The sequence below is a fragment of the Spongiibacter sp. genome, assembly GCF_984394615.1.
Genome location: NZ_CFHTQA010000017.1, coordinates 1 through 26,324, shown reverse-complemented (window position 1 = coordinate 26,324; position 26,324 = coordinate 1). Strand labels below are relative to the sequence as shown.

Annotated in this window: 27 protein-coding genes; 10 read left to right on the top strand and 17 right to left on the bottom strand. The window is 59.5% G+C overall.

Annotated features, from left to right (window positions below; all coding sequences use genetic code 11):
- Window positions 1-4 precede the first annotated feature (4 nt).
- Window positions 5-1,078, top strand: a complete 1,074-nt coding sequence (locus AC5DB9_RS08395; RefSeq protein WP_022957978.1) for a protein-glutamate methylesterase/protein-glutamine glutaminase — start codon at window positions 5-7, stop codon at window positions 1,076-1,078.
- Between the two features lie 26 nt (window positions 1,079-1,104).
- On the opposite strand, the gene AC5DB9_RS08390 is transcribed toward AC5DB9_RS08395, so the two are convergent.
- Window positions 1,105-1,386, bottom strand: a complete 282-nt coding sequence (locus AC5DB9_RS08390; protein WP_272993287.1) for a late competence development ComFB family protein — start codon at window positions 1,384-1,386, stop codon at window positions 1,105-1,107.
- 141 nt (window positions 1,387-1,527) lie between these two features.
- The gene (locus AC5DB9_RS08385) at window positions 1,528-2,409 is read right to left on the bottom strand and encodes a LysR family transcriptional regulator (protein WP_272993284.1); all 882 of its coding nucleotides are present in this window, start codon (window positions 2,407-2,409) and stop codon (window positions 1,528-1,530) included.
- A 152-nt stretch (window positions 2,410-2,561) separates the two neighbouring features.
- On the opposite strand from AC5DB9_RS08385, the gene AC5DB9_RS08380 reads away from it, so the two are divergent.
- From AC5DB9_RS08380 to trxC, 4 genes are all read left to right on the top strand, one after another.
- Window positions 2,562-2,798: a DUF2798 domain-containing protein gene (locus tag AC5DB9_RS08380; RefSeq protein WP_022957975.1), complete on the top strand. Its 237-nt coding sequence runs from the start codon at window positions 2,562-2,564 to the stop codon at window positions 2,796-2,798.
- 17 nt (window positions 2,799-2,815) lie between these two features.
- Window positions 2,816-3,454 (top strand): thiopurine S-methyltransferase, encoded by a 639-nt coding sequence (gene tmpT / locus AC5DB9_RS08375; RefSeq protein ID WP_272993281.1) that lies wholly within the window; start codon window positions 2,816-2,818, stop codon window positions 3,452-3,454.
- 58 nt (window positions 3,455-3,512) lie between these two features.
- A complete protein-coding gene (locus tag AC5DB9_RS08370) occupies window positions 3,513-4,568 on the top strand; it encodes an alpha/beta fold hydrolase (RefSeq protein WP_272993278.1) in 1,056 nt (351 codons plus the stop codon).
- 66 nt (window positions 4,569-4,634) lie between these two features.
- On the top strand, window positions 4,635-5,084 hold the full coding sequence (trxC, locus tag AC5DB9_RS08365) for a thioredoxin TrxC (protein WP_272993275.1): 450 nt from the start codon (window positions 4,635-4,637) through the stop codon (window positions 5,082-5,084).
- A gap of 6 nt (window positions 5,085-5,090) precedes the next feature.
- Here the strand turns inward: trxC and AC5DB9_RS08360 are convergent, their stop codons facing one another.
- The 3 genes from AC5DB9_RS08360 to crp all read right to left on the bottom strand — a co-directional run bounded on the left by AC5DB9_RS08360 (window position 5,091) and on the right by crp (window position 9,010).
- A complete protein-coding gene (locus AC5DB9_RS08360; RefSeq protein WP_272993272.1) occupies window positions 5,091-5,360 on the bottom strand; it encodes a hypothetical protein in 270 nt (89 codons plus the stop codon).
- 27 nt (window positions 5,361-5,387) lie between these two features.
- Complete coding sequence (gene rapA, locus AC5DB9_RS08355) at window positions 5,388-8,252, bottom strand: RNA polymerase-associated protein RapA (RefSeq protein ID WP_272993269.1); 2,865 nt, start codon at window positions 8,250-8,252, stop codon at window positions 5,388-5,390.
- A gap of 119 nt (window positions 8,253-8,371) precedes the next feature.
- On the bottom strand, window positions 8,372-9,010 hold the full coding sequence (gene crp, locus AC5DB9_RS08350; RefSeq protein ID WP_272993265.1) for a cAMP-activated global transcriptional regulator CRP: 639 nt from the start codon (window positions 9,008-9,010) through the stop codon (window positions 8,372-8,374).
- Window positions 9,011-9,153: 143 nt separating this feature from the next.
- Here crp and AC5DB9_RS08345 point away from each other — a divergent pair, with 143 nt between their 5' ends.
- Both AC5DB9_RS08345 and AC5DB9_RS08340 read left to right on the top strand, forming a co-directional pair.
- Entirely contained in the window at window positions 9,154-9,576 is a 423-nt protein-coding gene (locus AC5DB9_RS08345) for an OsmC family protein (RefSeq protein WP_022957968.1), read from the top strand.
- Between the two features lie 4 nt (window positions 9,577-9,580).
- Complete coding sequence (locus AC5DB9_RS08340; protein WP_272993261.1) at window positions 9,581-9,982, top strand: VOC family protein; 402 nt, start codon at window positions 9,581-9,583, stop codon at window positions 9,980-9,982.
- A 16-nt stretch (window positions 9,983-9,998) separates the two neighbouring features.
- On the opposite strand, the gene coq7 is transcribed toward AC5DB9_RS08340, so the two are convergent.
- The 12 genes from coq7 to AC5DB9_RS08280 all read right to left on the bottom strand — a co-directional run bounded on the left by coq7 (window position 9,999) and on the right by AC5DB9_RS08280 (window position 23,953).
- Complete coding sequence (coq7, locus tag AC5DB9_RS08335; RefSeq protein WP_272993260.1) at window positions 9,999-10,646, bottom strand: 2-polyprenyl-3-methyl-6-methoxy-1,4-benzoquinone monooxygenase; 648 nt, start codon at window positions 10,644-10,646, stop codon at window positions 9,999-10,001.
- Between the two features lie 34 nt (window positions 10,647-10,680).
- Entirely contained in the window at window positions 10,681-13,476 is a 2,796-nt protein-coding gene (locus AC5DB9_RS08330; RefSeq protein WP_272993257.1) for a hybrid sensor histidine kinase/response regulator, read from the bottom strand.
- Between the two features lie 46 nt (window positions 13,477-13,522).
- Window positions 13,523-14,800, bottom strand: a complete 1,278-nt coding sequence (purD, locus tag AC5DB9_RS08325) for a phosphoribosylamine--glycine ligase (protein WP_272993254.1) — start codon at window positions 14,798-14,800, stop codon at window positions 13,523-13,525.
- Between the two features lie 112 nt (window positions 14,801-14,912).
- Window positions 14,913-16,493, bottom strand: a complete 1,581-nt coding sequence (gene purH / locus AC5DB9_RS08320; protein ID WP_272993251.1) for a bifunctional phosphoribosylaminoimidazolecarboxamide formyltransferase/IMP cyclohydrolase — start codon at window positions 16,491-16,493, stop codon at window positions 14,913-14,915.
- A gap of 32 nt (window positions 16,494-16,525) precedes the next feature.
- Window positions 16,526-16,825: a DNA-binding transcriptional regulator Fis gene (gene fis / locus AC5DB9_RS08315; protein ID WP_022957962.1), complete on the bottom strand. Its 300-nt coding sequence runs from the start codon at window positions 16,823-16,825 to the stop codon at window positions 16,526-16,528.
- On the bottom strand, window positions 16,822-17,805 hold the full coding sequence (dusB, locus tag AC5DB9_RS08310; RefSeq protein ID WP_022957961.1) for a tRNA dihydrouridine synthase DusB: 984 nt from the start codon (window positions 17,803-17,805) through the stop codon (window positions 16,822-16,824). Before dusB ends, fis begins: the two co-directional genes overlap by 4 nt.
- Window positions 17,806-17,921: 116 nt before the next feature.
- Window positions 17,922-18,719: a zinc-ribbon and DUF3426 domain-containing protein gene (locus AC5DB9_RS08305; RefSeq protein ID WP_272993248.1), complete on the bottom strand. Its 798-nt coding sequence runs from the start codon at window positions 18,717-18,719 to the stop codon at window positions 17,922-17,924.
- A 73-nt stretch (window positions 18,720-18,792) separates the two neighbouring features.
- Window positions 18,793-19,674, bottom strand: a complete 882-nt coding sequence (gene prmA / locus AC5DB9_RS08300) for a 50S ribosomal protein L11 methyltransferase (protein ID WP_272993245.1) — start codon at window positions 19,672-19,674, stop codon at window positions 18,793-18,795.
- 82 nt (window positions 19,675-19,756) lie between these two features.
- A complete protein-coding gene (gene accC, locus AC5DB9_RS08295) occupies window positions 19,757-21,097 on the bottom strand; it encodes an acetyl-CoA carboxylase biotin carboxylase subunit (RefSeq protein WP_022957958.1) in 1,341 nt (446 codons plus the stop codon).
- Between the two features lie 57 nt (window positions 21,098-21,154).
- On the bottom strand, window positions 21,155-21,616 hold the full coding sequence (gene accB / locus AC5DB9_RS08290) for an acetyl-CoA carboxylase biotin carboxyl carrier protein (RefSeq protein ID WP_272989920.1): 462 nt from the start codon (window positions 21,614-21,616) through the stop codon (window positions 21,155-21,157).
- Window positions 21,617-21,652: 36 nt separating this feature from the next.
- Window positions 21,653-22,093: a type II 3-dehydroquinate dehydratase gene (aroQ, locus tag AC5DB9_RS08285; RefSeq protein WP_272989917.1), complete on the bottom strand. Its 441-nt coding sequence runs from the start codon at window positions 22,091-22,093 to the stop codon at window positions 21,653-21,655.
- Window positions 22,094-22,261: 168 nt separating this feature from the next.
- Window positions 22,262-23,953, bottom strand: coding sequence for a protein-disulfide reductase DsbD family protein (locus AC5DB9_RS08280; protein WP_272989916.1), 1,692 nt, complete (start codon window positions 23,951-23,953; stop codon window positions 22,262-22,264).
- A gap of 131 nt (window positions 23,954-24,084) precedes the next feature.
- Between AC5DB9_RS08280 and AC5DB9_RS08275 the strand changes: the two genes are divergently transcribed.
- From AC5DB9_RS08275 to AC5DB9_RS08265, 3 genes are read left to right on the top strand one after another with little or no spacing between them, the layout of a single operon-like run.
- Complete coding sequence (locus AC5DB9_RS08275; RefSeq protein ID WP_022957954.1) at window positions 24,085-24,555, top strand: copper chaperone PCu(A)C; 471 nt, start codon at window positions 24,085-24,087, stop codon at window positions 24,553-24,555.
- Complete coding sequence (locus tag AC5DB9_RS08270; protein WP_272989912.1) at window positions 24,555-25,589, top strand: DUF2333 family protein; 1,035 nt, start codon at window positions 24,555-24,557, stop codon at window positions 25,587-25,589. The genes AC5DB9_RS08275 and AC5DB9_RS08270 overlap by 1 nt, the downstream gene beginning before the upstream one ends.
- A 3-nt stretch (window positions 25,590-25,592) precedes the next feature.
- Complete coding sequence (locus tag AC5DB9_RS08265) at window positions 25,593-26,195, top strand: YajG family lipoprotein (protein WP_272989910.1); 603 nt, start codon at window positions 25,593-25,595, stop codon at window positions 26,193-26,195.
- The last annotated feature ends 129 nt before the right edge of the window (window positions 26,196-26,324 follow it).

Sequence of the window (26,324 nt, the reverse complement as noted above, 5' to 3'; positions counted from 1 at the left end):
CGGTATGATCAAGGTTCTGGTAGTCGACGACTCGGCGCTGATGCGCCATGTGCTCTCCGATATTCTCGACAGTGATCCCGATATAGACGTGGTTGGCGTTGCTGCTGACCCCTATATCGCCAGAGAAAAAATCAAACGTCTCAATCCCGATATGATTACGCTGGATGTGGAAATGCCGAAGATGGACGGCCTCCAGTTCCTGCGTAATATCATGCGCCTGCGTCCCATGCCGGTGTTGATGGTGTCGTCTCTGACTCAGGCCGGAGCGGCAGTCACCCTTGAGGCACTGGAGATAGGGGCGGTCGATTTTGTCGCCAAACCGGAGATCGATATTGCGCAGGGCCTGCGCGATTATGCTGAAGAGCTGATCGCCAAAGTCAAAATGACGGCGGCAGCGAAGGTGATGCGACGCTCATTTTCTGATGAGCAGGAGCGCCGCACGTCGCGGCCGATACTGACTCCTGCCGATCCACTTAACTTTCGCACGACCGATCGCGTACTGGCCATTGGTGCGTCTACCGGCGGCACCGAGGCAATACGCGAAGTGCTGTCGGGTCTCCCGGCGGATACCCCCGGCACGGTCATTGTTCAACATATTCCGGGCATGTTCAGCGGCCCCTTTGCGCGGCGCATGGACGGTTGCAGTGCGATGGTCGTGCGCGAAGCCATTGACGGTGAGCGTATTCTTCAGGGGCATGCCTACATTGCGCCTGGCGATCAGCATTTGCGCATCCGTCGCGATGGGGCGCGCTATTACTGCCAGCTGGACAGCGGTCCGCCAGTGAACCGTCATCGTCCCTCTGTCGATGTGCTGTTTCAGTCTGTGGCTGAGCAGGTCGGACGCAACGCGGTAGGCGTATTGCTGACCGGCATGGGCAAAGACGGCGCAGAGGGGATGAAGGCGATGCTGGATCAGGGCGCCACAACGTTAATCCAGGATGAGGCGAGCTCTGTGGTCTGGGGGATGCCGGGTGCCGCGATGAAGCTCGGCGCTGCTCAGGAAGCGTTGCCACTCAAACGCATTGCCGATCGCCTGATTGCCTTGCACCGTCCTGCAGAGGAACGCCGCAAGGCTTGAAACCGCTCGTTTGCTGACGCCGGTGCTCAGTCGTCCCGGTTCTCGCTGCGACGGTCGCGGCGAAGAATCTCACTGGCGTTCTCTACTGCCTTGCGCACCTGAAGCTCCAATTCTCCGCGCTCTTCCGGGCTCATATACATCCGCATATCCAGCGCATGTCTGACGTACTTGGCGGGCAGCGCATTCAGACTCAGGCAGAACAGGTCTTCCAGATAGGATCGCTCATACTGGCTCGGCAGGTTGCGGCGACTGAATTCCTCCTCGACCAAAGCTTCCATAAAGTTGTGCACGTCTTCGGAAAGAAACATGAGGCTTACCCTGCTGTCGTTATTGTCGCGTCGTTAAGCGAGCACTTGGATAGCGTCAAGTCTGGCGGGAAACCACAGGCGGAGCGATACGGGCAAACCGAGACCTCAGCCTCGCGCCGCCCTGGCGGTGTTGCGCAATATCTAGAGGTGTTGCGCAATATACTGCTTCATATAATCGAGCAGACATTTTGCCTTGGCATTCAGCAGTCGTCCGCTCGGCCACACGGCATAAATATCGCGGGGTTCGCCCTGCCATTGGGGCAGCACCCGACGCAGTTGGCCGCGCTGCAACTCCTCCTGACTTTCGGTGACCGGCAGCAGGGCGATGCCTTGGCCATCGACAGCCATATACTTGGCAAAGGTAGAGTCGTTGAGCAGGGTGTTAAAGCGAGGCAGGATTTCCTGCACGGCGCCGGTCTCGCGCTGGCTCAGGCGCCATTTGCCTGCGATCGTCGTGCCGATCAATCGGTGATCTTTGAGCTCCGAGGGTTGTTGCGGGGCGGGGTGCGCGCTGAGGTAGGACGGCGCGGCAACCAGAAACTTGCTGATCTGTCCCAGCCGCTTCTGGTACAGGGATGAGTCTGCCTGTGGGCCGATGCGCATTGCCAGATCCGCCTTGGCTTTAATCATGTCCTGTAACTGGTTGCTGAGTTGCAACTCGAGCTGGATATCGGGGTACTGGCGCGTAAAGCCCAGCCACATTGGGCGCAGCATGCCATGGGAAATATTGCTCGGCGCCAGCACCAGCAGCTTGCCCCGCAATTCCTGCATATCGGTTCTAAGCTGCTGCTGGGCCTGCTCAAACTGTTCGACCAGCCCGGCATAGGTCTGGTACAGCACTTCGCCATCGACGGTGAGCACACACTGGCGCGCAGAGCGCTGCAGCAGTTGGTAGCCGAGTTGCTGCTCGAGTCGCTGCAGCCGACGACTGACCGTGGCCACGGGCAGGCCCAGTTGCGTTGCCGCGTTACTTAAACCGCCCTGTTGGGCGATATGAATAAACAGTGCGATATCGTCTAGCATGTTTGCATAATTGAGAATTAAGCTTATAAAAATGGGTATGGTTGCTTAAATGGTATTGGCCGTATCATAGCCCCCGCAAGCCTGTCACGGCAATGTGACTTGTCGGAGGGAAGGCCCTGCGACGCAACTGACTGGCAAGGAAGGAGAGACGGGTGATTCCTCAGCGTTATACCGGGTACGTATTCGCATTTTTTATGTCGCTGATTATGTCTGGCGTCATGTCGCTGTTTATTTCCCTGATCAATGTTGGCTTCATCGACGGCATTTTCTGGTTGTGGATGAAAGCCTGGGGCATGGCGTTTATCGTCGCTTTCCCCTGTGTCGTGGTGGTGAATCCACTGGTGCGACGCCTGGTTTGGCTGGTCGTTGATCAGGGCGATTCACACTGAATTTTCAGGAGGTTTCTATGGACGCAGAATTTTGGCACGCACGCTGGAGCGAGAAGAATATTGGCTTTCACAATGCTGAGGTGAACCCGCTGTTGCGACGCTATTTTTCAGCATTGGCCTTGCCGGAGGGCAGCCGTATATTTTTGCCCTTGTGCGGTAAGAGCCGGGATATCGCCTGGTTGCTGGCGCAGGGCTACCGCGTTGCGGGCGCCGAATTGAGCGAGATTGCGGTGAATGAGTTGTTCGAAGAGCTGGGCGTGATCCCCGAGCGGAGTGAGGTCGGTGAGTTGGTGCATTACCGGGCCGCCGGTCTGGATATTTTTCAAGGCGATATCTTTGCTCTCGACCGAGAAATCCTTGGTGCCGTGGATGCCATCTACGACCGTGCCGCGCTGGTCGCACTGCCCGAGCCGATGCGCGCCCGTTACAGTCAGCACCTCATCCAGATGAGCGATGCAGCGCCGCAGTTATTGATCAATTATGACTACGATCAGAGTCGAATGCCCGGACCTCCCTTCTCCGTCAGCGATGACGAATTGCGTATGCATTATGAAGGCCGCTACACCCTCAATGCCTTGTATAACGAGGACCTTGAGGGTGGCTTGAAGGGACAGTGCCCGGCTCGTGAAAAAGTCTGGCTGCTGCAGAAAGCCTGAATATGCGGCGGCCTGAATAACAATAAACCGGGGTGGGAGACGCCCCCAAGGCCGCACAATGAACGAACTGATTCAGCGCCGTATTGATCTCGGCGACATCCATTTACATATCCACACGATGGGAAGCGGGCCGGTGGTCGTGCTCTGCCATGGCTTCCCCGGTCACTGGACAAACTGGCGCGCACAGATGAGCGCACTGGCCGAGGCTGGGTACTGCGCCGTGGCGCCGGATATGCGGGGCTATGGTCAAAGCAGTCGCCCCGATGAGATTGCCGACTACGATATGAATGCGCAGCTGGCGGATATGTGTGGCCTGCTTGATGCGTTGGGGACTGAAAAGGCCATATTTATTGGTCAGGACTTTGGCGCGTCGATGGTATGGAGTATGGCTCAGCGCCAGCCCGAGCGCGTCGCGGCGGTGGTGGGGATGAGCGTCCCTTTTGATCACGACTACTATGGCCGCAGTTGCATGGGCGACTTGTCGGAGGCGGAGCTGGATGCCCTGTCGGCAGACAACTTGCTGGTGGCATCGCCACTGAATCCTCCCAGCGTGGGGTTTAAGGCCATCGCCGCCCATCAGTTTTTGCACGCACAGTATTTCCAGCAGCCTGGCCCTGCTGACCGCGAGCTTGGTTGCAATGCGGAGACATTTTTACAGCGAATATACTGGGGCTTGAGTGGTGAGGGCTCGTTGGGAGACTGGTCTGCGTTTCCCGCAGAGGGCACGGGCTATCTCGATGTGCTACCCGAGGCGCCGCCCTTGCCCTGGCCGTGGATGAGCCGGGAGATGCTGGCCGGGATTGCGGAAGACTATCTGCGAGCAGGGGAGGAGCAGGCGTTCAGTGGCGCGCTGGCGAGTTATCGGGTGGCTGACCGGAATTGGGAGATTGGTGCTGCCTATGCCGACTGGAATATCACGGTACCGGCGCTGTTCATTGCCGGAGAAAAAGATCCCGTCGTCGCCTCACTCGATGCGGCCATGCGCCAGCGCCTGCATCGCCGAATCACTGATTTGCGGGAGATTTGTTTGGTCCCCGGTGCCGGACACTTTGTTCAGTTGGAAGCGCCTGACGAGAGCAATCGCGCGGTGCTTAGGTTTTTGTCGAGCCTCTGATGACTTGAAAAGTCCCTCGCTCGCACGCATATCTACAGAAAGCGACAGCGCCGAGGAGCGTATGGAATGGCAAGCGATTCTCTCCAACTGAGCTGCCCTGGCTGTGGGGCAATCAACCGTGTTCCGGAAGCAAAACTGGCCGATGGGCCGGTGTGCGGAAAGTGTCGGGCTGCACTGCTGAATGGCGCGGTGATCAATGCCGGAGACGGGAATTTCACGCGCTTTATTCAGAAGGATTCGCTGCCGGTGGTCGTGGACTTCTGGGCGCCTTGGTGCGGTCCCTGCCGATCCTTTGCACCGGTATACGAAGCGGTAGCTGCTGCGCAGCCGACGCGGGCGCGTTTTCTGAAACTCGACACCCAGGCGAATCCCAATACCGCAGCGCAGTTCCAGATCCGCTCCATTCCGACACTGATGGTCTTCCATTGCGGGCGGGAAGTGGCGCGCTTGTCAGGGGCGTTGCCCCGGCCGCAATTCGAGCAGTGGCTGGACCAGCAGCTCGCGGGCCTGCGCTAGTCGGCCTCAGTGGGCGCTGAAGGCCTGTACGCAGTAGCCTTTGTCCAGCGCCTGCTGAATCTGCGGGTCTTTCTTCATACCGGCATCGATTTTGATCTGACGACGTTTGATGATGTTGATGTCGCGAAAGCCCTCGCGCATCACAAAGACCGTGGCCAGTTGTTCGGCACCGAACAGGTCTTTGAAGTCGATGTAGACGATAAACGGGACTTCTTCCCCGGCCGTGAATTCACCCTGATCCTGACGGGAGACGGCGTTGATTGAAAACAGAAACATGGTGTTCTCCCTTAGGGCCTGTTCACATTAGCTGATAATCGCCAGACGCAGCGCGTGCGTGCTGAGTTGCAGCGCCTGTATGTGGCGTTTGCCCTGCTCGGTATCCCGATCAAAGTGCTCGATCTCGTCCTCGCCAACGGCGGGGTTGCGTTCAGCAAGCGCCTGCAGACGAGCCCGCTCAGTGCGCCGTGCCTGCTCGTACTGACTCAGCGCCTGCTGGCGCCAGTCGTCCTGCTGAGTTGCAGCGAGCGACTCCATCTGGTTGAGCAGCTCGGTCAGGGGCTCGCGAATCTGGCGCATCAGCGCCGGTACCACGCTTTTCTTCACATTCTGACACAGGGCATTGAGTTGCGCGTGGCTCACTTTATCCGTCAGCTGTCGGCCCCGACTGTCCAGCAGCAGGCGCGCGCTGTGGGCGGGCAGGTAGCGATCCAGTGCCAGCGCGGCAGGCGCTTGCACGCTCGGGTTGAAAAAGGTTTCCAGCAGCATGGTACCGGCGGGCAAGCCCTTCACGGAAAGGGTGTTGATACAGGCGCTGCCAAAATCGCCATTGGCAATCAGCTCCATGGCATCGCGCAGCAGCGGGTGCTCCCAGGTCAGGAAGGCCATGTCCTCGCGGCTGAGTGCCCGGCGGCGGTCAAAGGTACCGGTCATACCCTCTTCCGGCAGTTCGCTGAAGGCGTCGCTGAGCATATGCTCGCCGGGGCGCAGAATAATGGCATTGTCGCTGTGGTCTTCGTGCTCCAGACCAAACTGGTCGGCAAGCTGTTCGAGATACGCCGCTAACTCGCTGCCGCGCTGCTCGGCTTCTACGCTGTCGATCAGCGCATCGGCAATATCGCGACGACAGGAGTTCAGCTCCAACAGTTGATTGCGACCGGAGTGAAGCTGTTGGCGCAGCGCCTGCGCCTGTTCGGCGGCGTCACTCAATAGCTGTGGCATGGCATCGGCGTTAATCAGGGTTTCTCTAAGCCGTTCGTCAAAGCGCTGCATCATGGCGCTGCCGATGGTGCAGGGTTCCGAGAATATGGCCAGAGCATCGCGGTACCAGTGCAGCAGATCCTGCTGGGCACTGTGCTCATAAAAGGGGACATGAATTTGTACGCTGTACCGCCTGCCGATACGGTCTAGTCGGCCGATGCGCTGCTCAAGCAGGTCGGGATTGAGCGGCAGATCGAACAGAATCAGGTGTTCGGCAAACTGGAAATTGCGGCCTTCGCTGCCGATTTCCGAGCACACCAACAGTTGGGCGCCATCGTCGGCGTCGGCGAAATAGGCCGCGGCGCGGTCGCGCTCCAGCAGCGACATGTCCTCGTGGAAAACCGCGCTGGCAATGCCCCGTCGCAGGCGGATAAACAATTCCAGATCGCGCGCTGTATCGGTGTCGGCACAGATCAGCAGGCAGCGTTCATCCGGCCGGTTGAGCAGAAATTTCTCCAGCCATTGCACGCGGGGGTCGCGGCTTGTCCAGTCGTCGCCCAGCAGCCCTTCCGGCTGCAATTGTGCTTCCAGCGTTGCGTCGCGGCGTTCGGAGGGAAAGCCGTCCGGCGCCGCCAGCGGGTGTTCCTGAAGTGCGCGCTCGGGAAAACCGCCGACCGACGCACGGGTGTTGCGGAACAGACTGCGGCCCGTGCCGAAGCGGTCAAGCAGTGCCTCGATCACGGCGTTCCGATGGGTATCGGGTTGGGCGACGAAGTCGGCAAGCAGGGCATCATCCAGGTAGTCTGCCAGCTGAGCCTGGACACCGGCCTCGCCGGCGCGAAGCTGTTGAATCAGTTCACTGATCACGCCGTACTGGGCCTGCTCATCGCGGAATGCTTGCAGGCTGCTGTAGCGCTGGGGATCGAGCAGGCGAAGGCGGGCAAAGTGGCCCTCGATCCCCGCATTTTCGGGCGTGGCGGTCAGCAGCAAAACGGAGGGAATCGCTGCACAGAGTGATTCCAGCAGCGCGTAGCCAGGGTCGCTGCTTCCATCCTCCCGCCATTGCAGGTGGTGGGCCTCGTCGACGATCAGCGTGTCCCAGCCGGCGTCACGCAACTGCTGTCCGCGCCGAGGGTGGGCGGTCAGCCAGTCGATGGCGGCGATGATCAGTTGTTCGCTTTCGAAGGGGTTCTGTTCTCGCGCTTTCTCTGCGTCTTCATCAAAGAACACCGTGTCGGCATCGTCGCGATAGGGGTCAAGATCCCGGCAGCGTGCCTCATTAAATAGCGAGAAGTTCAGGTTGAAGCGGCGGCGCATCTCCACCAGCCACTGATGGCTGAGGCTTTCCGGCACCAGAATCACCACGCGCTTGATGCGTTCGTCCAGTAATTGCTGATGCAGAATCAGGCCCGCTTCAATGGTTTTTCCCAGGCCGACTTCATCGGCCAGCAGGACTCTTGGCTGGGCGCGACCGCCGACTTCCCGGGCGATGTAGAACTGATGGGGCAGCAGCTCGACGCGAGGGCCGAGTAGCCCGCGGCTGTGACTGGCTCGGGCGCGATTGCGCTGCTCCAGCGTGCTGACGCGCAGGGCGAAGCGCTTGGGGTGGTCGAGTTGTCCCGCCAGCAGCCGATCGCGGGCGCTGTGCAACTGGATCTGGGCGCTGAGTATTTGCTCCGGCACCGGGTGAACATCGCCGTGGGCATCTTCGGCAAAGTACACCAGGCACTGATTGTGTTCCTGAACCTCTCGCACTTTCATCGGCGGCAGTTCCGGCACGTCTATGGTGTCGCCGATTTGAAATTGCACCCGTGACAGCGGCGCGCGATCAGCGGCATAGGTGCGCTCTTCTTCTGCAGCAGGGAAGGCGATAACAACGCGGCGATTAGCCGCTTCGAGGATAATGCCGAGCCCCAGGTCGGGTTCGGGTGTACTGATCCAGCGTTGGCCGGCGGCGAATGTTTCAGGCATAGGGAGCGAGGCATCTGATCGTGTCCAGCAATTTGGGGCACGCATCTTACGCGCCAGCGCCCCCGAGGGGAAGGCTTGGCGCCAGAGTAATACGGGTGTTTTGCCGCTAGAGCGTGCGCTTAGCGGGTGCCGTACACCACCATCGTTTTGCCTTTCACGTGAACCAGTCCCTGTTCTTCCAGGGTTTTGAGTACACGGCCCACCATTTCCCGTGAGCAGCCGACGATACGACCAATTTCCTGACGGGTGATCTTGATCTGCATCCCGTCCGGGTGAGTCATGGCATCCGGTTGCTTGCACAGGTCAAGCAGTGTGCGGGCAACGCGACCGGTGACGTCGAGGAAGGCGAGGTCGCCGACTTTGCGGGTGGTCAGGCGCAGGCGCTTGGCCATCTGCTTGCCCAGTGCCAGCAGCACATCGGGATACTGCTCGCGCAGTTCGCGGAACTTGGCATAGCTGATTTCCGCGATCTCGCAGTCGGTACGGCTTTTTACCCAGGCGCTGCGGGTCGGGGGGATATCTTCATCGAAGACGCCCATTTCACCGAAGAAGTCACCTTTGTTGAGGTAGGCGACAATCATTTCGCGACCGTCGTCGTCCTCAATCAACACAGTGACCGAGCCGTCGATGATGTAGTACAAGGCATCGCTGTCGTCGCCCGCATAGATCAGCGTGCTTTTGCTGGGATGGCGACGGCGATGACAATGGGCGAGGAAATCGTCGAGATTTGGAATTTCGGGCTTTGGTGCCTGGAACACGGGCGACTCTCTTTCAATACGCTTTGGGCTTGCGGCCCTTTCACTTGTTAGCTTTAGTATGCCTCGCTTTGTACCGGATGGCGAGCCTGAGCCCTGACCTGTGATAAGCTTTGGCGTTTTCTGTGAATCGTATTGGGGTAACAATGAAAGCAACGGTGAAATGGGTGGACGGTGCCATGTTCCTGGGCGAGTCCGGCAGCGGTCACAGTGTGGTGATGGATGGTCCGGAGGATCACGGCGGCCGTAACATGGGCATTCGCCCGATGGAAATGCTGCTGGTTGGTATGGGCGGCTGCGCCTCTTTCGATGTGATGAGCATGCTCAAAAAGTCGCGTCAGGATGTGCGCGATTGCCGATGCGAACTGCAGGCCGAGCGCGCAGATGCCGTGCCCGCCGTGTTTGAAAAAATCACGATGAACTTCATTGTCAGTGGCAAAGGGCTGAAGGAAGCGCATATCAAACGCGCGGTGGAGCTGTCGGCAGAGAAATACTGCTCGGCGTCCATTATGATGGAAAAGGCCGGTGTGGAGATTGTCCACGCCTATCAGATAGAGGAAGTGGAGTAACACCATGCAGCGACCCAATCCCCATGCCGGTATGCGCCATCTGGCGCTGTTTGTCGAAAACTTTGACGAGACACTGCGCTTTTATACCGAACTGCTGGGGATGGCGGTGGAATGGCAGCCCGACGCGGACAACTACTATCTGTGCTCAGGCTGCGACAACCTCGCACTGCACCGCTACAGCGGCCAGCCACGCAGCGTGGCCGGACAGCGTCTTGACCACCTGGGCTTCATCCTGCGCCAGCCGGAAGATGTGGATGCCTGGCATACGTTCCTTGTGGAAAACGGGGTGGCAATCAAAGCGGCGCCGCGCACTCACCGGGACGGCGCCCGCAGCTTTTACTGCCTGGATCCGGACGGTAATCTCGTGCAGATGATTTATCACCCGCCCATTGCCGGGGTGCTGTAAGTCAGTCTCGCGACGCTCAGAGGTGATACGTGGTTTTGGTCATGACCTTGGACATCAGGGTCATGAGTGTCTTCACCGGTCGCGGGAAAACGGCGCCGCCTGCCTCGAGAGCCTGAGTTGCGTGAGCGGCCTCGTCTTCTAGCATCTGCTCCAGAATCGCCCGAGACTTCTCATCGTCGCTGGGCAGCGTGTGCAAGTGTTCACACAGGTGCTCGCAAACCTGATCTTCTGTCGCTGCCACAAACCCCAGACTGATCTTGTCGCTGATCGCGCCAGCGGTCGCGCCGATGGCGAACGCGCCAGCGTAAAACAGCGGGTTCAGGTGGCTGGGACGGCTGCCCAGCTCGCGCAAGCGATCTTCGCACCACGCCAGATGATCGACTTCCTCATCCGCTGCATGACTCATGGCTTCTTTTACATCGCTGCGACGTGCTGTGAGCGCCTGCCCCTGATACAGCGCCTGTGCGCAAACTTCGCCGGTGTGATTGATGCGCATCAGTCCGGCGCTGTGGCGGCGGGCCTGTTCTTCGCGCCCTTCACTGTTATCGCGATAGTCGCCCGACGGGTTGCGGCGCTGTGCCGTGGCGCTGCCGCGCACCAGTGTTTTCAGACTGCGGTCGGCGCCCATCAGCAGCCGGTCTATGGCAGAAAAACTACGTTGCATAATGGCCTCCATCTCTAGCCATTGTACGTCAAACTCAAGACTTGTGATGCGTGTAGCCGGTCCAGCGCTGGATGGCTTCTGCCAGCTCCCATTGCCGGATGGGTTTCACCAAATGAAGATCGATCCCGGAGTTCAGGTAATTGTCGCGTTGTTCATCCAGAGCATTGGCGCTGAGACCGAAAATGGGCGTGCGTCGCCGTCCCTCTTCGTTCTCAAAGTGACGCATCTGGCGGGCCGTTTCCAAACCATCCATGACCGGCATTTCGATATCGAGAATCACCAGGTCGAACTGCGTGCGCAGGAACTGATTCAAGGCCTGCTGACCGTTCTCGGCGTGCTGTACCTCAATCTCCAGGTTACTGAGCATCCGCTTCAGCACCAGCGCATTGCTGGGATTATCCTCGGCAATCAGGCACTGCAGCGGTTTCGTCGCCGCATCGCTGTCGTCGGTCTGCGGGTCGATCTGGCGATTCGGGTTGCTCGCATTGAAGCGCGACTCGCCGAGCAGGGCGCTGCGCAGCGCGGAGGAAGCCAGCGGCTTGCTCAACACTTTCTGTACCCGCGCCTGACGGAGAACGTCCTGATCGTAGTCGATATTGGCATGAGCCAACAGCAGAATGCTGGGGTGATCGGCGGCGTCCTTGTTTTCCTCGGCGATGCGGTGGGCGAGGTGCAGGCCGTTCTCGGGTTGCCGGTGATCGATCAGTATGAAGTCCAGCGGGGCCTGCAACAGTCGCTGGTTGCGCAAAATGGCGATGGCCGCCTGCTCACTGGCCGCAGAAAAGACAGTCATGCCCCAGGCACTGCACTGTTTGTTGATGACTTCGCAAAAGGTTTTATTGCTGTCCACGACCAGCAGGCGCTTGCCGCTGAGCAGGGCCACGCTGTGCTCGCTCAGGGACCTGTCACTGGCCACATTCAACTGGATCGACATGCACAGGGTGTGGAGGTCGCGGTTTCCCGCGCTGCGGACACTGATCTGTCCCCGCATCAGTGATACCAGTCGCGAGATAATGGCAAAGCGAGTGCTCAACACATTGTTCTCGTGAAGCTCCTGTTTTGCGGGATAAAGCGCTTGGCGCTCTTCGGCGTCAAAGGGGCGTCCGCGATGCGAGACTTCAATATGGATGTGCCCTGGGCGGGGCGAGGCCGGGTGAATCTTCAGCAGAATAAAGCCGTTTTCACTGTGCTCGAACGCACTGTTGACGCTGTGAATCAGCAGCTGGCGAATTCGGGACGGGTCGCCGAGCAGTTGCGAAGGCAGCTCCGGTGAAATGTCGGCGATCAGTTCCAGATCTCGCTCCGCGGCCAGATTACGGAAACCCGCCAGAGCATCGCCCACCAGCTCCGGAAATGACATGATCTGACTGCGCAGCTCCATGTCGCTGTCGCTGAATCGCGCGGCCTGTCCTGCCTCTTCCAGCAATTGCAGCAGTTCGTGGCTGGAGCGTTGCAGGCTGCGGAGGTATTCCTCTTGCGCAGTGGTCAGGCTGCTGCTGTCCTCCAGCAGCTCGGTTACCCCTACGATGGCACTGATTGGCGTACGAATCTCGTGGGTAATGCGCGACAGAATATCGCTTTTGGCGCGGTTCACCTCGCCGACAACTGCGACACGCTGTGCTTCCTGATATTGCTTGTGCCAGCGTTTGCGGGTGCGGGCGATCAACAGCGCAATCCGGCTGGCAGCGCTGGCCACCGCGATCACCGCAAACGCCAGATTGAGTTCGTAGATATCGATAAGGCCCAGGAAGAAGGCGAGCAAGGCGGTGAGGTAGGAGGCCAATAGTGCGGCGGTTGCCAGCAGGTAGTAAAACAGCAGGCGACTGGTGCTGACAAAAAAGCCATTGATGGCGGCAACAATCAGCGACAGCATGATGATCGGCATTACCAGCGACAATGTAATGACGACATACAGTCCCTGCAGCAGCGGCGACAATACGATGCCGAGAATGAGCAGCGCGGTGAGCAGCCGGAACAGTTTTTTCCATAGGCTTGCGGCAACGCCACTGTAAATAGGGAAGCGCTGGGCGAAGATGACCTCGGTCAGCAGAATCGCCAGGGTGAACGCCAACATGGTGGGGCTCATTGGCGAGGGCGTGATCAGGGGGAATTGGATATACCCCCAGGAAGTGAGCTGGGAGAGCGCCACCAGGATGCAGAACGCGACCTGGTTGATGAACAGGGGCTCTTTGTAGACGACAAAGGCAATCACGCAGTACATCAGAATGCTGCAGAGAATCCCCAGCATCAGCGCGTTAAAGGCGTCGTAATAGCTACTCAGCCAGAAGAATTCAGATTGCTGATACAGACCGATACTGCTGCGGTAGTCACCGTGGTTCTCGACAAGGACGAAGACGTGCAGGTCGCTGTGTGGCGGCACGGTCAGCGCCATCACATTCTGTGGGCGCAACATCTCCTCTTTCGGGAGCGCGGGGATGAGTTGGCTTGCCGTTCCTGAGTCGTTGCTGCTGCGGGCGTATACGGTGATATCGCCGAGGTAGGCGGGACGGATTTCAAAAATCCGCTTGCTTGGCTCGCCGCTGATATTTCTCAGGCTGAAACGAAACCAGTAGCGCTGCACCCGCTTGTCAAGATGCAGATCGCCGTTTTCGACCGGACGGAAACTGCGTTGCAGGCCGCGGTTGTCGACATCCGCAATTTGCCAGTCGCCGCTGCGGTCCTCGAGGACCTGGGCATAATGGGAAAGATCGAGCCGATCCTGCCGCTCATCGAGCAGCAGCGGGGCAGCCCCGAGGCGAGCGCTGAACAGGCTGAGTAGAATCAGCCAGAGCAGGCTGCCCGCGGGCAGCATTGACACAGAGTTGCGCACGCCGGGCATCCTGCACATGTTTTCCCAGATTACATGGTTTTCCCGATTATTCGCGGGCGATAGCGCGGTAGGCAATATCGCGGCGACAAAAGGCTCCACGCCACTCTATCTGGTCAACAAGCTGGTAGGCAAGCGCCTGGGCATCGCTCACCCGGTCACCCATTGCCGTGGCGCACAATACGCGACCACCACTGGTGACCAGTTTGCCATCCTGCAGGCTGGTGCCCGCGTGGAAGACTTTACTGCTGCCGGTTTCTGCTGGAATGCCGGTAATCTCATCGCCTTTGTCATAACTGGCGGGATAGCCGCCCGCGGCCATGACCACACCCACGGCAGGGCGAGGGTCCCAGCTAGCGTCGGCGCTATCCAGCTCGCCGCGCAGAGCGGTCAGGCAAAGTTCAACCAGATCCGACTGCAGGCGCAGCATAATGGGCTGGGTTTCCGGGTCGCCAAAGCGGCAGTTGTACTCAATGACTTTGGGCTCGCCCGCGGGGTTGATCATCAGGCCAGCGTAGAGAAAGCCGGTGTAGCGGTTGCCTTCCTGCTCCATGCCGCGCACGGTGGGCAGAATCACTTCGTTCATAATGCGCTGGTGTACGGCATCGGTCACCACGGGGGCGGGCGAGTAGGCGCCCATACCGCCGGTGTTTGGTCCGGTGTCGCCGTCGCCGACGCGCTTGTGGTCCTGGCTGGTGGCCATGGGCAGCACATTCTCGCCGTCGACCATCACAATAAAGCTGGCTTCTTCGCCTTGCAGAAATTCTTCAATCACCACGCGGCAACCGGCGTCGCCAAAGGCATTGCCCGACAGCATGTCGCGCACGGCTTCTTCTGCCTGCTCCAGCGTCTCGGCCACAATCACGCCTTTACCAGCCGCCAGACCGTCGGCTTTCACTACGATGGGCGCGCCTTGTTCGCGGAGGTAGGCCAGAGCGGGTTCCAGCTCCGTGAAATTGGCATAGGCCGCCGTGGGAATTGCGTGGCGGGCGAGAAAATCCTTGGTGAAAGCCTTGGAGCCTTCCAGTTGCGCGGCGCCTTTGCTGGGGCCGAAGCAGGGTAGCTGGCGTTCACTGAAGTAGTCGACCACACCGTCAACTAGGGGTGCTTCGGGGCCGACGATGGTCAGGCCGACATTGTTGTTGCTGGCGAAGTCGGCGAGAGCGGCAAAGTCGCTGACGGCGATGTCGACATTCTCGATGCCCTGGTCCAGCGCGGTGCCCGCATTGCCCGGTGCGACATAGACGGTTTCAACATTTGCAGACTGCGCCGCTTTCCATGCCAGGGCGTGTTCGCGACCGCCGTTGCCAATAATCAAAACGTTCATGGTATTGCTGTCCTATTGTTTTTCGGGCGAGCACTGCGCGGTGATGGCGCCGCTCTGACAGGTAAGTTCTGTGGGGTCGGGGCCGGGCAAACCGCCCGCCCCGAATCAGCACTCAGTGACGGAAGTGGCGCATGCCGGTGAAGACCATGGTCATGCCATGCTCGTCGGCGGCGGCAATCACTTCTTCATCACGAATGGAGCCGCCCGGTTGAATAATGCAGCTAATGCCCACCTTGGCCGCGTTGTCGATGCCGTCGCGGAAGGGGAAGAACGCGTCCGAGGCCATGACCGCGCCTTCAACCGGCAAACCGGCGTGCTCGGCCTTGATCGCTGCGATGCGCGCTGAGTTAACGCGGCTCATCTGGCCGGCGCCCACGCCGATGGTCTGACGGTTTTTGGCGTAGACAATGGCGTTGGATTTAACGAACTTCGCCACTTTCCAGGCGAAGATCAGGTCGTGAATTTCCGCTTCCGTCGGCTGGCGCTTGGTGACTACTTTCAGGTCCTGCTCGGTGATCATGCCGAGGTCGCGATCTTGAACCAGCAGGCCGCCGTTGACGCGCTTGTAGTCCAGTGCAGGCAGCGGCACGGCCCATTGGCCGCAGCTCAGCAGGCGCACATTTTTCTTGGCCGCCACAACGGCCAGTGCTTCGTCGCTGACGCTGGGCGCGATGATGACTTCCACAAACTGACGCTCGCAGATCGCTTGCGCGGTGGCGGCATCCAGTTCGCGGTTGAAGGCGATAATGCCGCCGAATGCGGACTCGGGGTCAGTGGCAAAAGCCAGGTCGTAGGCTTCGCCAATACCGTTCAGCGATACGGCAACACCACAGGGGTTGGCGTGCTTAACGATCACACAGGCGGGCTTGGTGAAGCTTTTCACGCACTCCAGTGCGGCGTCGGTGTCGGCAATATTGTTGTAGGAGAGCTCTTTACCCTGTAGCTGAGTGGCGGTGGCAATGCTGGCCTCGCTGGGGTGGCGCTCAACATAAAATGCCGAGTCCTGATGCGGGTTCTCGCCGTAGCGCATTTCCTGCGCTTTCACAAACTGGCTGTTGAATGTGCGCGGGAACTTGGCGCTGCCGCCCGGTACCAGTCGGCCAAAGTAATTGGCGATGGCGCCGTCGTAGGCGGCAGTGTGTTCGTAGGCTTTAATCGCCAGATCAAAGCGGGTGCTGTGCTGAGTGGCGCCGTTGTTGGCACGCATCTCTTCAATGATGGCGTCGTAGTCGCTCGCGTTTACCACAATCGCCACATCGCGGTGGTTTTTCGCCGCAGCGCGCACCATGGTCGGCCCGCCGATATCGATATTCTCGATGGCGTCTTCCAGTGTGCAGTTCGGCTTGGCAACGGTCGCTTCAAAGGGGTAGAGGTTGACCACGACCATGTCGATAGCATTGATGCCGTGCTCGCCCATTACCGCGTCATCGGTGCCGCGACGACCGAGAATGCCGCCGTGTACTTTGGGGTGCAGCGTTTTCACCCGACCGTCCATCATTTCGGGGAAACCGGTGTAGTCGGCGACTTCGGTCACAGCAATGCTGTTGTCTTGCAGCAGGCGGAAGGTGCCGCCAGTCGACAGCAGTTCGACGCCCATCTCGGTGAGCTGGCGGGCAAAATCGACGATGCCTGATTTGTCAGATACGCTGATAAGCGCGCGTTTAACGGGGCGTGAAGTCGTCTCGGTAGTCATCCGGGCGGGTTTCCTCTGGTGCGGAGCGGGTTTTAAAGCAGGTCGTACTGTTTCAGTTTCTTGCGCAGGGTGCCGCGGTTCAGGCCCAGCATCTGCGATGCGCGGGTCTGGTTGTTGCGGGTGTACTTCATCACCTCTTCCAGCAGCGGAGCTTCCACTTCCGACAGCACCATGTTGTAGACGTCGCTGACGTCCTGACCGTCGAGGTTGGAGAAGTAGTTGTTCAGCGCGATAGCAACACTGTCGCGGAGTGTTTTGGCCTGAGCAATATCGTCGACGGGGGCGTCATTGACTGGGCTGCTCTCGGCAGCACTTAGAGGGCTTAGGTTCATGCGGCTGCATCCTGTAATTTTTTACCGTGCTGTTCAAAAAAGCTCTGTACAGCATCTAGTTGTGCACTGGCGTCTTCGAGGCGGTTGAACTGCCGTCGAAAGTCCACGTTATTAATGTCCTGCAAGTACCACGCGCAGTGTTTGCGCGCGATGCGCAGGCCCTGATGTTCACCGTAAAAACGGTGCAAAGCCTTGAGGTGCGCGAGCATAACGTCGCGCCGCTCGCCAAGACTGGGGGGCGCAACATGGCGACCTTCCAGTCCGGCATTAATTTCCCTGAACAGCCACGGGCGACCCTGTGCTGCACGCCCGATCATGATGCCGTCGGCACCAGTATGGTTCAGCACGGCCAGCGCTTTTTCCGCACTGTCGATGTCGCCATTGGCAAACACGGGAATCGCCACGGCTTGCTTGATCTCGGCGATCGTGTCGTATTCGGCGTTGCCGTTGAAGCGGCAGGCCCGCGTGCGACCGTGAACGGCCAGCGACGCGATGCCGCAGTCTTCGGCCAAGCGTGCAATGTTCACGCCGTTGCGATGCTCAGGTGACCAGCCGGTGCGTATTTTCAGGCTGACCGGAATTTCCACGGCTGCCGTCACGGCCCTGAGGATGGACTCCACCAGGACGGGCTCTCGCAGCAGGGCGGAACCGGCTGCCTTCTTGCACACCTTCTTGGCGGGGCAGCCCATATTGATGTCGATGATCTGCGCGCCCATATCGGCACAGCGGCGCGCGGCATCGGCCATCATTTCTGGGTCAGCTCCGGCGATCTGTACCGCGCGCACGGCGTCGTCATCCTTTGCCAGGCGCAGGTGACTTTTGCGGGTGTGCCAGAGATCGCTGTTGCTGATCAGCATTTCTGACACGGTCAGCCCGGCGCCAAACTGCAGGCACAGGCGGCGGAACGGCAAGTCGGTAATGCCCGCCATCGGCGCTAAAACTGCCCGCGCGGGGAGCTTGTGAGAACCAATCTGGATCATCGCCATGCCCCGATGAGAAGGAGTGACCGTGACAAAAACAGGGCGGCTATTCTACTCGCTAGATTTTGCTTTCGGTAGTCTTGCGCTCAGAAAATAACCAGTGTATCGGGGCGGGCTTAAATGGGGTCGAAAAGGGCAATCTGATAATTCACGGCCGCGCTGCCGGGGTCGACAATGTCCAGTGCGATATGCACGGGTTGCTGGCTGGGAAGTTGTGACAGCGCGTTGAGTTCGCCGGCCAGATACTCCGCTGGCGTAAATAGCCGCCGCGCCACTTCGCTGCCGTACATGTCGCTGAAGCGCAGTTCCAGCAGGGGGAAGGCGCGCTTTTCCGGGCTGCGGTTGACCAGAATCGCGTCGACCCGCAGGGCATTGCTCACGTCGGGGTGAGCGCGAACCATCAATTTCTGGCTGATAAAGGCCTCGCTGGCTTGCGGGCGCTGATTGTCGTCGCGGCGGCAGCGCAGCTCGAGCGTCGCGCACAGCGACAGCGCCTGAACCTTCCAACTGGCGGGCAGTTTGGGGTGAACCAGCAGCGGGTCGCGCTGCCAGTACGCCAGTTGCGCGATAAGCAGCAGTGCGGCGAGCAGGCTGAGAATCGCCCAGGGCCAGCGCCGGGGAGGGGGTGTCTGGTGGTGTTCGAAACCGTGGTCGTCGGTGCTCAATCCCTCGAGGAGTTCCGCGCCCTGTCGGGGTGAGGGGCTGTCGTCCGGTTCGTCTGCGGGATTGGGCAGAGGGCTATCGTCGATCAGGCCCAGTTGTTCTTTGGCGTTGAACACTTCCTGGCAAACCCCGCAGCGCAGCAAACCGCCTGCGGCATCCAGTTGCTCGGGCAGATACCGAAACCGGGTTTCGCAGGCTGGGCAGATGACGCTGGGCGTTGCGTCTTTATTATCGTCGTTGTCGCTTACCATGCAGAGTGCTTATCGTTGAGCCGGAAGGCGTGCTGGGCTTCAGTATAAAAGCAAGTTTCATCGGGCCTCAATGTCAGCCTTTTTTTACGGCGGTAATTCGCAGCCACTCTTCGCGCTGCTGGCGCCCGAACTGCTCAAACCACTGGCTGTAGCGTTCGCAGATGCCGTCGCCCTGGGTATCGAGAATGCCCGACAGGCAGACCGGTGCACCGGCGGGAATGGTCTCGGCCAATGCCGGTGCGAGTTCCAGCAAGGGGCCCGCAAGAATATTCGCCAGCAGCACATCGCCTTTCAACACCTCCGGCAGATCCTCTGGCAGATAGCAGTCGATACGCGCCGGGTCGATGTTATTGCGTTGAGCATTGTCGCGAGTGGCTTGCAGTGCCTGCGGATCGATATCCACGGCGATCATTCGCTCGGCGCCCAGCAGCAGGGCGGCAATGCCCAGAATGCCGGAACCACAGCCGTAGTCGATGACGGTCTTGCCCTGCAGCGGCTGGCTGTCCAGCCAGTTCAGGCAGAGCCAGGTGGTCGGGTGAGTGCCTGTGCCGAAGGCCAGGCCGGGGTCGAGCATCAGGTTCACGGCATCCGGGTCGGTGGGTTCGCGCCAACTGGGGCAAATCCACAGGCGCTCGCCGCACTTCAGCGGGTGGTAGCTGTCCATCCACTCGCGAATCCAGTCCCGGTCTTCCAGAATTTCAATGCGATGGGGTGGCAACTCGCCATAAATCTGATTGAGTCCGGCCAGTACCGCGACCATATCGGTGTCGGCCATAAACATGCCGGTGACTCGGGTGTTCTGCCACACCGGCGTTTCGCCGATGGGCGGCTCAAACAGCGGCTGATCGGCGTTGTCTTCCATCGTGACGGAGGCGGCGCCGCAGTCCAGCAGCGCATCTTCCAGCGCACTGGCGGTGTCGGGGTTGGCGTCGAGACGGATCTGTAACCAGCTCATGATGGTGGCCTTGTTGCGAGTCAAATAAACACGTTAAAACAAAAAAGGGGCCAGCAGGCCCCTTTGCACGATGCGCAGTAAATCAGATTTTCAGTTTCTTTTCGAGATAGTGAATGCTTACGCCACCTTCCCGGAAAGCACTGTCGCGAACCAGATCGCGGTGCAGCTCGGTATTCGTGCGAATGCCGTCTACCACCAGCTCGTCCAGTGCGGTGCGCATGCGATTCAGCGCCGATTTACGGTCATCGCCCCAGGTAATGATTTTGGCGATCATCGAGTCGTAGTTCGGCGGTACGGTGTAGCCGCTGTACAGATGCGAATCGACGCGCACGCCCAGGCCGCCGGGGGCGTGGTAGTGCTTGATCTTGCCGGGGCAAGGCATGAAGGTCTTCGGATCCTCGGCATTAATCCGGCACTCGAAGGCATGGCCTTCAACCTTGATGTCTTCCTGACGCAGGCGCAGCGGTTCGCCACCGGCGATCATCAGCTGCTCCTTGATCAGGTCCACGCCCGTCACCATTTCGCTGACCGGATGCTCTACCTGAATCCGGGTGTTCATCTCGATAAAGAAGAACTCGCCGTTTTCATACAGAAACTCGAAGGTTCCTGCGCCGCGGTAGTTGATCTTGATACAGGCTTCCACACAGGACATGGCAACACGGTTGCGCACATCATCGGGAATGCCGGGGGCGGGGGCTTCTTCCAGCACTTTCTGGTGACGGCGCTGCAGCGAGCAGTCGCGGTCGCCCAGATGAATGGCGTTGCCCTGACCATCGGCGAGTACCTGAATCTCCACATGGCGCGGGTTTTCCAGGAATTTCTCGATGTAGACGGTATCGTCGCCAAAGGCCGCCTTGGCCTCTGACTGGGTCACATACACGGCGTTGAGCAGAGCCGCTTCGCTGTGCACCACGCGCATACCGCGACCACCACCACCGGCGGCAGCTTTGATGATCACCGGATAGCCAATGCGGCGGGCGATCGCCAGTGTGCGGTCGCTGTCCTGATCAATCGGGCCGTCGGAGCCGGGCACAGTGGGCACGCCCGCTTCTTTCATGGCGCGGATGGCCGACACCTTGTCGCCCATCAGGCGGATAACGTCCGCGCTGGGGCCAATAAAGGTGAAACCGCTTTTCTCTACCTGTTCGGCAAAGTCGGCATTTTCTGCCAGAAAGCCGTAGCCGGGATGGATCGCCACGGCGTCGGTCACTTCGGCGGCACTGATAATGGCTGGAATATTCAAATAGCTCTGCGGCGACGGCGCGGGGCCGATGCACACAGACTCATCGGCCAGGCGCACATGCATCAAATCCCGGTCGGCCACAGAGTGAACGGCAACAGTTTTGATGCCGAGCTCTTTGCAGGCGCGCAGGATGCGCAGTGCGATTTCGCCACGGTTGGCGATAACGACTTTTTTAAGCATGTCCTCGGGTGTCCTCTGATAGCGGGTATCGTATTCTCTGTATCGGGCCGGGCCGACTTACACGATAGTGATCAGAGGCTGGTCAAATTCCACGGGCTGCGCGTCGTCCAGCAAAATGGCTTCGACAACACCGGATTTGTCGGCTTCGATCTGGTTCATCATCTTCATGGCTTCGACAATGCACACCACGTCGCCCGCTTTCACGTGCTGGCCCACTTCAACAAAGGCCGGAGAGCCCGGAGACGGTGAGCGGTAGAAGGTGCCGACCATGGGCGATTTGATCACGTGGCCGTTGATTGTCGGCTCGCTGCTGGCGGGCGCTTCAGGAGCGGCTGCCGCCGGTGCCGGGGCGGGAGCAGGGGCTGCCGCGGGCTGAGCGTAGTACTGGGGAGCTGCCACGGCGGCCGCGCCGCTGTTACGGCTGATGCGTACCGATTCCTCGCCTTCCTTGATCTCCAGTTCGTCGATGTTCGACTCTTCCAGGAGCTCAATTAATTTTTTTACTTTCCTGATATCCATAGTCGCTCTCTTGTGTGAGGTTTTAGTGTTGAGTGTTTAGCTGCCCAAATGCTGCAATGCCGCGTCCAGAGCCAGGCGATAGCCTTGAGGCCCCAGGCCGCAGATCACACCGCGGGCAATGTCTGAGAAATAGGAATGGCTGCGAAAGGCTTCGCGGGCGTGGACATTCGACAGGTGAACTTCAATAAAGGGAATGTCGACGCCCAGCAGGGCATCGCGCAGCGCCACGCTGGTGTGCGTGAACGCTGCGGGGTTAATAATGATGAAGTCGATGCCTTCGTGGCGAGCGTCGTGAACGCGCTCGATCAGCTCCGCTTCCGCGTTACTTTGCAGGCTCTGCAGGTGGTGTCCGGCCGCGGTGGCCGCCTGCTGCAAATCGACGTTGATGTCGGCCAGTGTCTGATGCCCGTAAACCGCCGGCTCGCGGGTGCCGAGCAGGTTCAGATTGGGGCCGTGCAGCACGAGAATAGACGCCATACATCACCGAAAAATCAGAAAATTTGGCGTAGTTTGCCGCAATTGAAAAAGCGAGTCCAACGAAACAGCTCAAATTTTTGAGATGTCTGCAAGTTTCCTGCAAGATTGCAGACGATGCACGGTTTTTAGCCGAAATAAGTGTGTTCAGTGCTAACACTGTCACACTGCTTAAGGGGTGTTCAGTACCCGCAGTACCATCGTTTTATTGAGGACCTGGGGCAGTATTTGCGGGGCCGCACTCATATCTGCCGGGTAATACACATACAACGGGATGCCATTACGCTCGAACTCCGCCAAAAGTGCAGTGATCGCGGGGTCATATCGCGTCCAGTCCGCCACCAAATATTCCACATTGCTGTCGGCAAAGGCCTGTTGAATGTCATCGGTATTCAGCACCAGGGCTTCATTGGCGGCGCAGGTAATGCACCAGTCGGCGGTGACGTCCAGAAACACCGCGCGCCCGGACTCGCGAAGCGCGGTGATCTGAGTTGCATCAAACTGCCCACTGGCGGAGACCTCCGGTGTGCGTTGCAGACTGCCCACCAGCAGCGACGGCATCGCGGCAAGGCTGACCACCGCCAGCCACTTGCGGCGTCCACCCAATCCCCACAACCAAATGGCCAGGCCCAGCAGCAGCCAGCTCAGCAGCGTGCCCGCCATGCCGTCGGCGCCGGTCTGGCGGCCCACTATCCACGCCAGCCAGATGGCTGTGGCAAGCAGAGGGAAGGCCATCAGTTGGCGCAGGTGCAGCATCCACTGGCCGGGTTTGGGCAGCCAGCGCAGCCACTGGGGGAAAATCGTCAGCAGCAACACCGGCAGCGCCATGCCCGCGCCTAGGCTGGCGAACACCAGCAGCGCAATGGCCGGGGGCTGGGTGGCGGCGTAGCCGATTGCGCTCCCCATAAATGGCGCGGTGCAGGGGCTCGCCACCAGCGTTGCCAGTACGCCGGTAAAGAAACTGCCGCGAAATCCGGGTTCCTGGCTAAGATCACCGCCGATATTCATCCAGCGGCCGCCGAGCTCAAACAGTCCCAGCAGGTTCAGCGACAGGACAAAAAACAGCGCCGCCAGTGAGGCCACAAACAGTGGTGACTGCAGTTGAAAGCCCCAGCCCACGGCCTGTCCCGCCTGCTGCATACCGATCAGCACGCCGGCAACCAGCACAAAACTGAGCACCACCCCGGCGCTGTACACCAGTCCGTGATTGACCGGCCGACCGTGGTGGGCATTGGTGAAGCTCAGCACCTTCAACCCCAGTACCGGGAAGACGCAGGGCATTAAATTCAGAATGGCGCCGCCGAGGGCGGCCAGTAACAGGATCACCGGCAGACTGCTGTACTCCGGAGGCGCAACGGCCGTGGCGGTGGCGGTGGTCGACGGGCGGACAGTTTCGCGGAACACGCCATCGGCATCGGCCGAGAAATACTGGGTGCGCGGCGGATAGCAGAGTCCGGCATCGGCGCAGCCCTGCGAGGTCAGCTTCAGCTTCAGGCCCTCGGGATCGCCAAGCTCGCCAATGCGAATACTCGCACCGTGGTAGTACACCTCGGTGCGGCCAAAATACGGGTCGTCTTTCACTTTGCCGGGGCTGAACTCCAGCTCGGCAGCGATGGCCTGACCGTCGCGGCTGGCGACCACCTCAAAGCGCTCCCGGTACAGGTAATAGCCTTCGGCGATACGCCAGTCGACCAGCAGGCTGTTGTCCAACACATCAATGCTGGCCTGATAGGCCTCTTCCACCGGCAAAAACGCCGGTTGCTGGTCCAGCGAAAAGCTCTGCGTGCCCTTGCCAAAAGGGTCGTTGGCATAGCTGGGAAGTATGCTGGCGAACAGGAAAAACAGTAATAAAAACCGACTCATAAGGACTATCGCTGGCAACTGGCGTTATCATAGGGCGCAACGCCTGACACCCATAGGTCACGTGCGAGGCGCGGCGCCCATAGTAAGTCAGATCGACGGCGCTGTCTTGCATGTACACACTGGAGGAATCTATGACCCGCAAATGGCTGCTTTTACTCGCAGCAATCTTGCCTTTGTCAGCGCTCGGCCTGAGCGTTGAACAGGTCTATGTGCGCGGACTACCGCCAACCCAGAAAAACACCGCCGCCTTCTTCACCTTGGTGAACCCCGGCGATGCGCCACTGACCCTTCGCGCCGGTAGCAGCCGTGCGGCGGAGCGCCTGGAAATTCACAGTCACGGTCAGCACAATGGGATGGCGGCCATGCGTCGTCAGGACAGCGTCACCGTAGCCGCCGGAGAGCAGTTGGTGTTCAAGCCGGGTGGCTATCACCTGATGTTGATTAACCTCACTGCGCCCCTGCGCGATGGCGAGCGAGTGCAGTTCAGCCTGATTGACGACAGCGGCGCGGAATACGAAATAGACGCGCCCGTGCGCAGCGTACTAAAAGAAGCTCCAATGAACGGGCACGATGAGCACCACGGACACGGAGAACATCACTGATGAAACAGCGTTTGATGGATGCCATTGCCGGTATAAAAGAAGCCCTGCAAGACTGGCTGGGTAACCGCAATGTCGCGCGCATCGCCGGTATTGCCGGCGGCCTATACCTGCTGCTGGTCTGCGGCCTGGGTATTTACTGGAGCTTCACGCCGGAACTGCCCGCCACCCAGTTCGATCGGGACAACAGCCGCAGTGCTGTGGTCGGTTCTGCCACCACCTCGGCACTGATCGATGTGGCCGAGCTGCTGCTCGACAAGCCCGGCGGTTTTCTCAGCAACGACATCACTCCGCCCGGCGTCTTGATGGACAATATGCCTTCCTGGGAATACGGCGTGTTGATGCAAGTGCGTGATCTCAGCCGCGCCCTGCGCGAAAGCTACAGCCGCTCCCAGTCGCAATCTCAGGAAGACAAGGATCTGGCCAAGGCCGAACCGCGCTTTAACTTCTCCTCCAATAGCTGGGCCGTGCCCGCCTCGGAGTCTGAGTACCGCGCCGCCATTCGTTACCTCAAGGCCTACCGCAGCCGCCTGAGCGATGTCGATCAGCCAGACGCGCAGTTCTACGCCCGCGCCGATAATCTGCGCTACTGGCTCTCGGTTGTGGAATCCCGGCTGGGCAGTCTCTCTCAGCGTCTGAGCGCCAGCGTCGGTCGCCCCCGCGTCAACACCGATCTGGCCAATGACCCCAGTGCGCGGCAGTCCACACCTTCGTCGTCGGATCAGCGGGTTAAAACCCCGTGGATGGATATCGACAACGTCTTCTACGAAGCCCGCGGCAGCGCTTGGGCACTGCTGCACTTCCTGAAAGCGGCCGAGGTCGACTTTGCCGATGTGCTGGATAACAAAAATGCCACTGTCAGCCTGCGGCAGATCATCCGCGAGCTGGAAGGAACCCAACAAGCCATTTACAGCCCAATGATTCTGAACGGCAGCGGCTTTGGCCTGCTGGCAAACCACTCGCTGGTAATGGCCTCGTACATTTCACGGGCCAATGCTGCCATTATCGATTTGCGCGATTTGCTTTCAAAAGGATAAGCCATGACAGCCATTCACTCTGTAATCAAACCCCTTGTGGCCGTTGCCGCTGCGGTGCTGTTGGCCGCCTGTGCGCAAAGCCCCCAAAAAATTACGCTGGCGCCCAGCTTTCCCGCGCCGGAACAAGCCATTGGCAATAAACAGCCCGTGCACGTGCGCGTCAGTGACGACCGCCGCGACAAAGTGCTGGGCAGCCGTGGTGGCGCCTACCGCGATACCGCCTTGATCACCCTCGGCGAAAGCCTGTCGCTGGCGATTCAGCCCGCGCTGAAAGACCACCTCAAGGCCCTGGGCTTTGAAGTCGACAGCCTCAGCCCGCAAACCACCGACCTGCACGTTGTCTTTGAGTCACTGGTTTACAACCACCCCGATACCGACGGCGTGGGACACCCCATGGATATGGAAGCCCAGGTGCGGGTAGAAGCTGTGCGACAAAACAGCCGCTATGAAGGTCGCTACAAAATCAAGCGTCAGGAAAAATTCTTCAACGCCCCCAGCGAGCCGCACAACGAAGAAATGGTGAACAAACTGGTCGTCGATGTGCTGGAAAGCATGCTGGCCGACGCCAAACTGCAAAACTTCCTGCTGGATAAAAGCAACGACTAAAGTCTGCGCTGCCGCTAGAAAGCGGCATTCAGTAAGGTAAAAAGGCCCTGACGAAGGGCCTTTTTTTATGCCTCTGTCCCGTCCTGAAATAGGTTTACACCCACGAGGCCTATTTATGGATACCACTAC

What these genes read in the sequence shown, in the direction of transcription:
- prmA (WP_272993245.1), bottom strand. Translation starts at nt 19,674, where the DNA reads ATGAGCTGGTTACAGATCCGTCTCGACGCCAACCCCGACACCGCCAGT.
- fis (WP_022957962.1), bottom strand. Translation starts at nt 16,825, where the DNA reads ATGAACCTAAGCCCTCTAAGTGCTGCCGAGAGCAGCCCAGTCAATGAC.
- coq7 (WP_272993260.1), bottom strand. Translation starts at nt 10,646, where the DNA reads ATGCAACGTAGTTTTTCTGCCATAGACCGGCTGCTGATGGGCGCCGAC.
- AC5DB9_RS08270 (WP_272989912.1), top strand. Translation starts at nt 24,555, where the DNA reads ATGAAACAGCGTTTGATGGATGCCATTGCCGGTATAAAAGAAGCCCTG.
- AC5DB9_RS08390 (WP_272993287.1), bottom strand. Translation starts at nt 1,386, where the DNA reads ATGTTTCTTTCCGAAGACGTGCACAACTTTATGGAAGCTTTGGTCGAG.
- purD (WP_272993254.1), bottom strand. Translation starts at nt 14,800, where the DNA reads ATGAACGTTTTGATTATTGGCAACGGCGGTCGCGAACACGCCCTGGCA.
- AC5DB9_RS08360 (WP_272993272.1), bottom strand. Translation starts at nt 5,360, where the DNA reads ATGTTTCTGTTTTCAATCAACGCCGTCTCCCGTCAGGATCAGGGTGAA.
- rapA (WP_272993269.1), bottom strand. Translation starts at nt 8,252, where the DNA reads ATGCCTGAAACATTCGCCGCCGGCCAACGCTGGATCAGTACACCCGAA.
- purH (WP_272993251.1), bottom strand. Translation starts at nt 16,493, where the DNA reads ATGACTACCGAGACGACTTCACGCCCCGTTAAACGCGCGCTTATCAGC.
- AC5DB9_RS08345 (WP_022957968.1), top strand. Translation starts at nt 9,154, where the DNA reads ATGAAAGCAACGGTGAAATGGGTGGACGGTGCCATGTTCCTGGGCGAG.
- AC5DB9_RS08305 (WP_272993248.1), bottom strand. Translation starts at nt 18,719, where the DNA reads ATGGTAAGCGACAACGACGATAATAAAGACGCAACGCCCAGCGTCATC.
- AC5DB9_RS08340 (WP_272993261.1), top strand. Translation starts at nt 9,581, where the DNA reads ATGCAGCGACCCAATCCCCATGCCGGTATGCGCCATCTGGCGCTGTTT.
- AC5DB9_RS08385 (WP_272993284.1), bottom strand. Translation starts at nt 2,409, where the DNA reads ATGCTAGACGATATCGCACTGTTTATTCATATCGCCCAACAGGGCGGT.
- AC5DB9_RS08370 (WP_272993278.1), top strand. Translation starts at nt 3,513, where the DNA reads ATGAACGAACTGATTCAGCGCCGTATTGATCTCGGCGACATCCATTTA.
- AC5DB9_RS08265 (WP_272989910.1), top strand. Translation starts at nt 25,593, where the DNA reads ATGACAGCCATTCACTCTGTAATCAAACCCCTTGTGGCCGTTGCCGCT.
- accB (WP_272989920.1), bottom strand. Translation starts at nt 21,616, where the DNA reads ATGGATATCAGGAAAGTAAAAAAATTAATTGAGCTCCTGGAAGAGTCG.
- AC5DB9_RS08395 (WP_022957978.1), top strand. Translation starts at nt 5, where the DNA reads ATGATCAAGGTTCTGGTAGTCGACGACTCGGCGCTGATGCGCCATGTG.
- AC5DB9_RS08275 (WP_022957954.1), top strand. Translation starts at nt 24,085, where the DNA reads ATGACCCGCAAATGGCTGCTTTTACTCGCAGCAATCTTGCCTTTGTCA.
- tmpT (WP_272993281.1), top strand. Translation starts at nt 2,816, where the DNA reads ATGGACGCAGAATTTTGGCACGCACGCTGGAGCGAGAAGAATATTGGC.
- dusB (WP_022957961.1), bottom strand. Translation starts at nt 17,805, where the DNA reads ATGATCCAGATTGGTTCTCACAAGCTCCCCGCGCGGGCAGTTTTAGCG.
- AC5DB9_RS08280 (WP_272989916.1), bottom strand. Translation starts at nt 23,953, where the DNA reads ATGAGTCGGTTTTTATTACTGTTTTTCCTGTTCGCCAGCATACTTCCC.
- trxC (WP_272993275.1), top strand. Translation starts at nt 4,635, where the DNA reads ATGGCAAGCGATTCTCTCCAACTGAGCTGCCCTGGCTGTGGGGCAATC.
- accC (WP_022957958.1), bottom strand. Translation starts at nt 21,097, where the DNA reads ATGCTTAAAAAAGTCGTTATCGCCAACCGTGGCGAAATCGCACTGCGC.
- aroQ (WP_272989917.1), bottom strand. Translation starts at nt 22,093, where the DNA reads ATGGCGTCTATTCTCGTGCTGCACGGCCCCAATCTGAACCTGCTCGGC.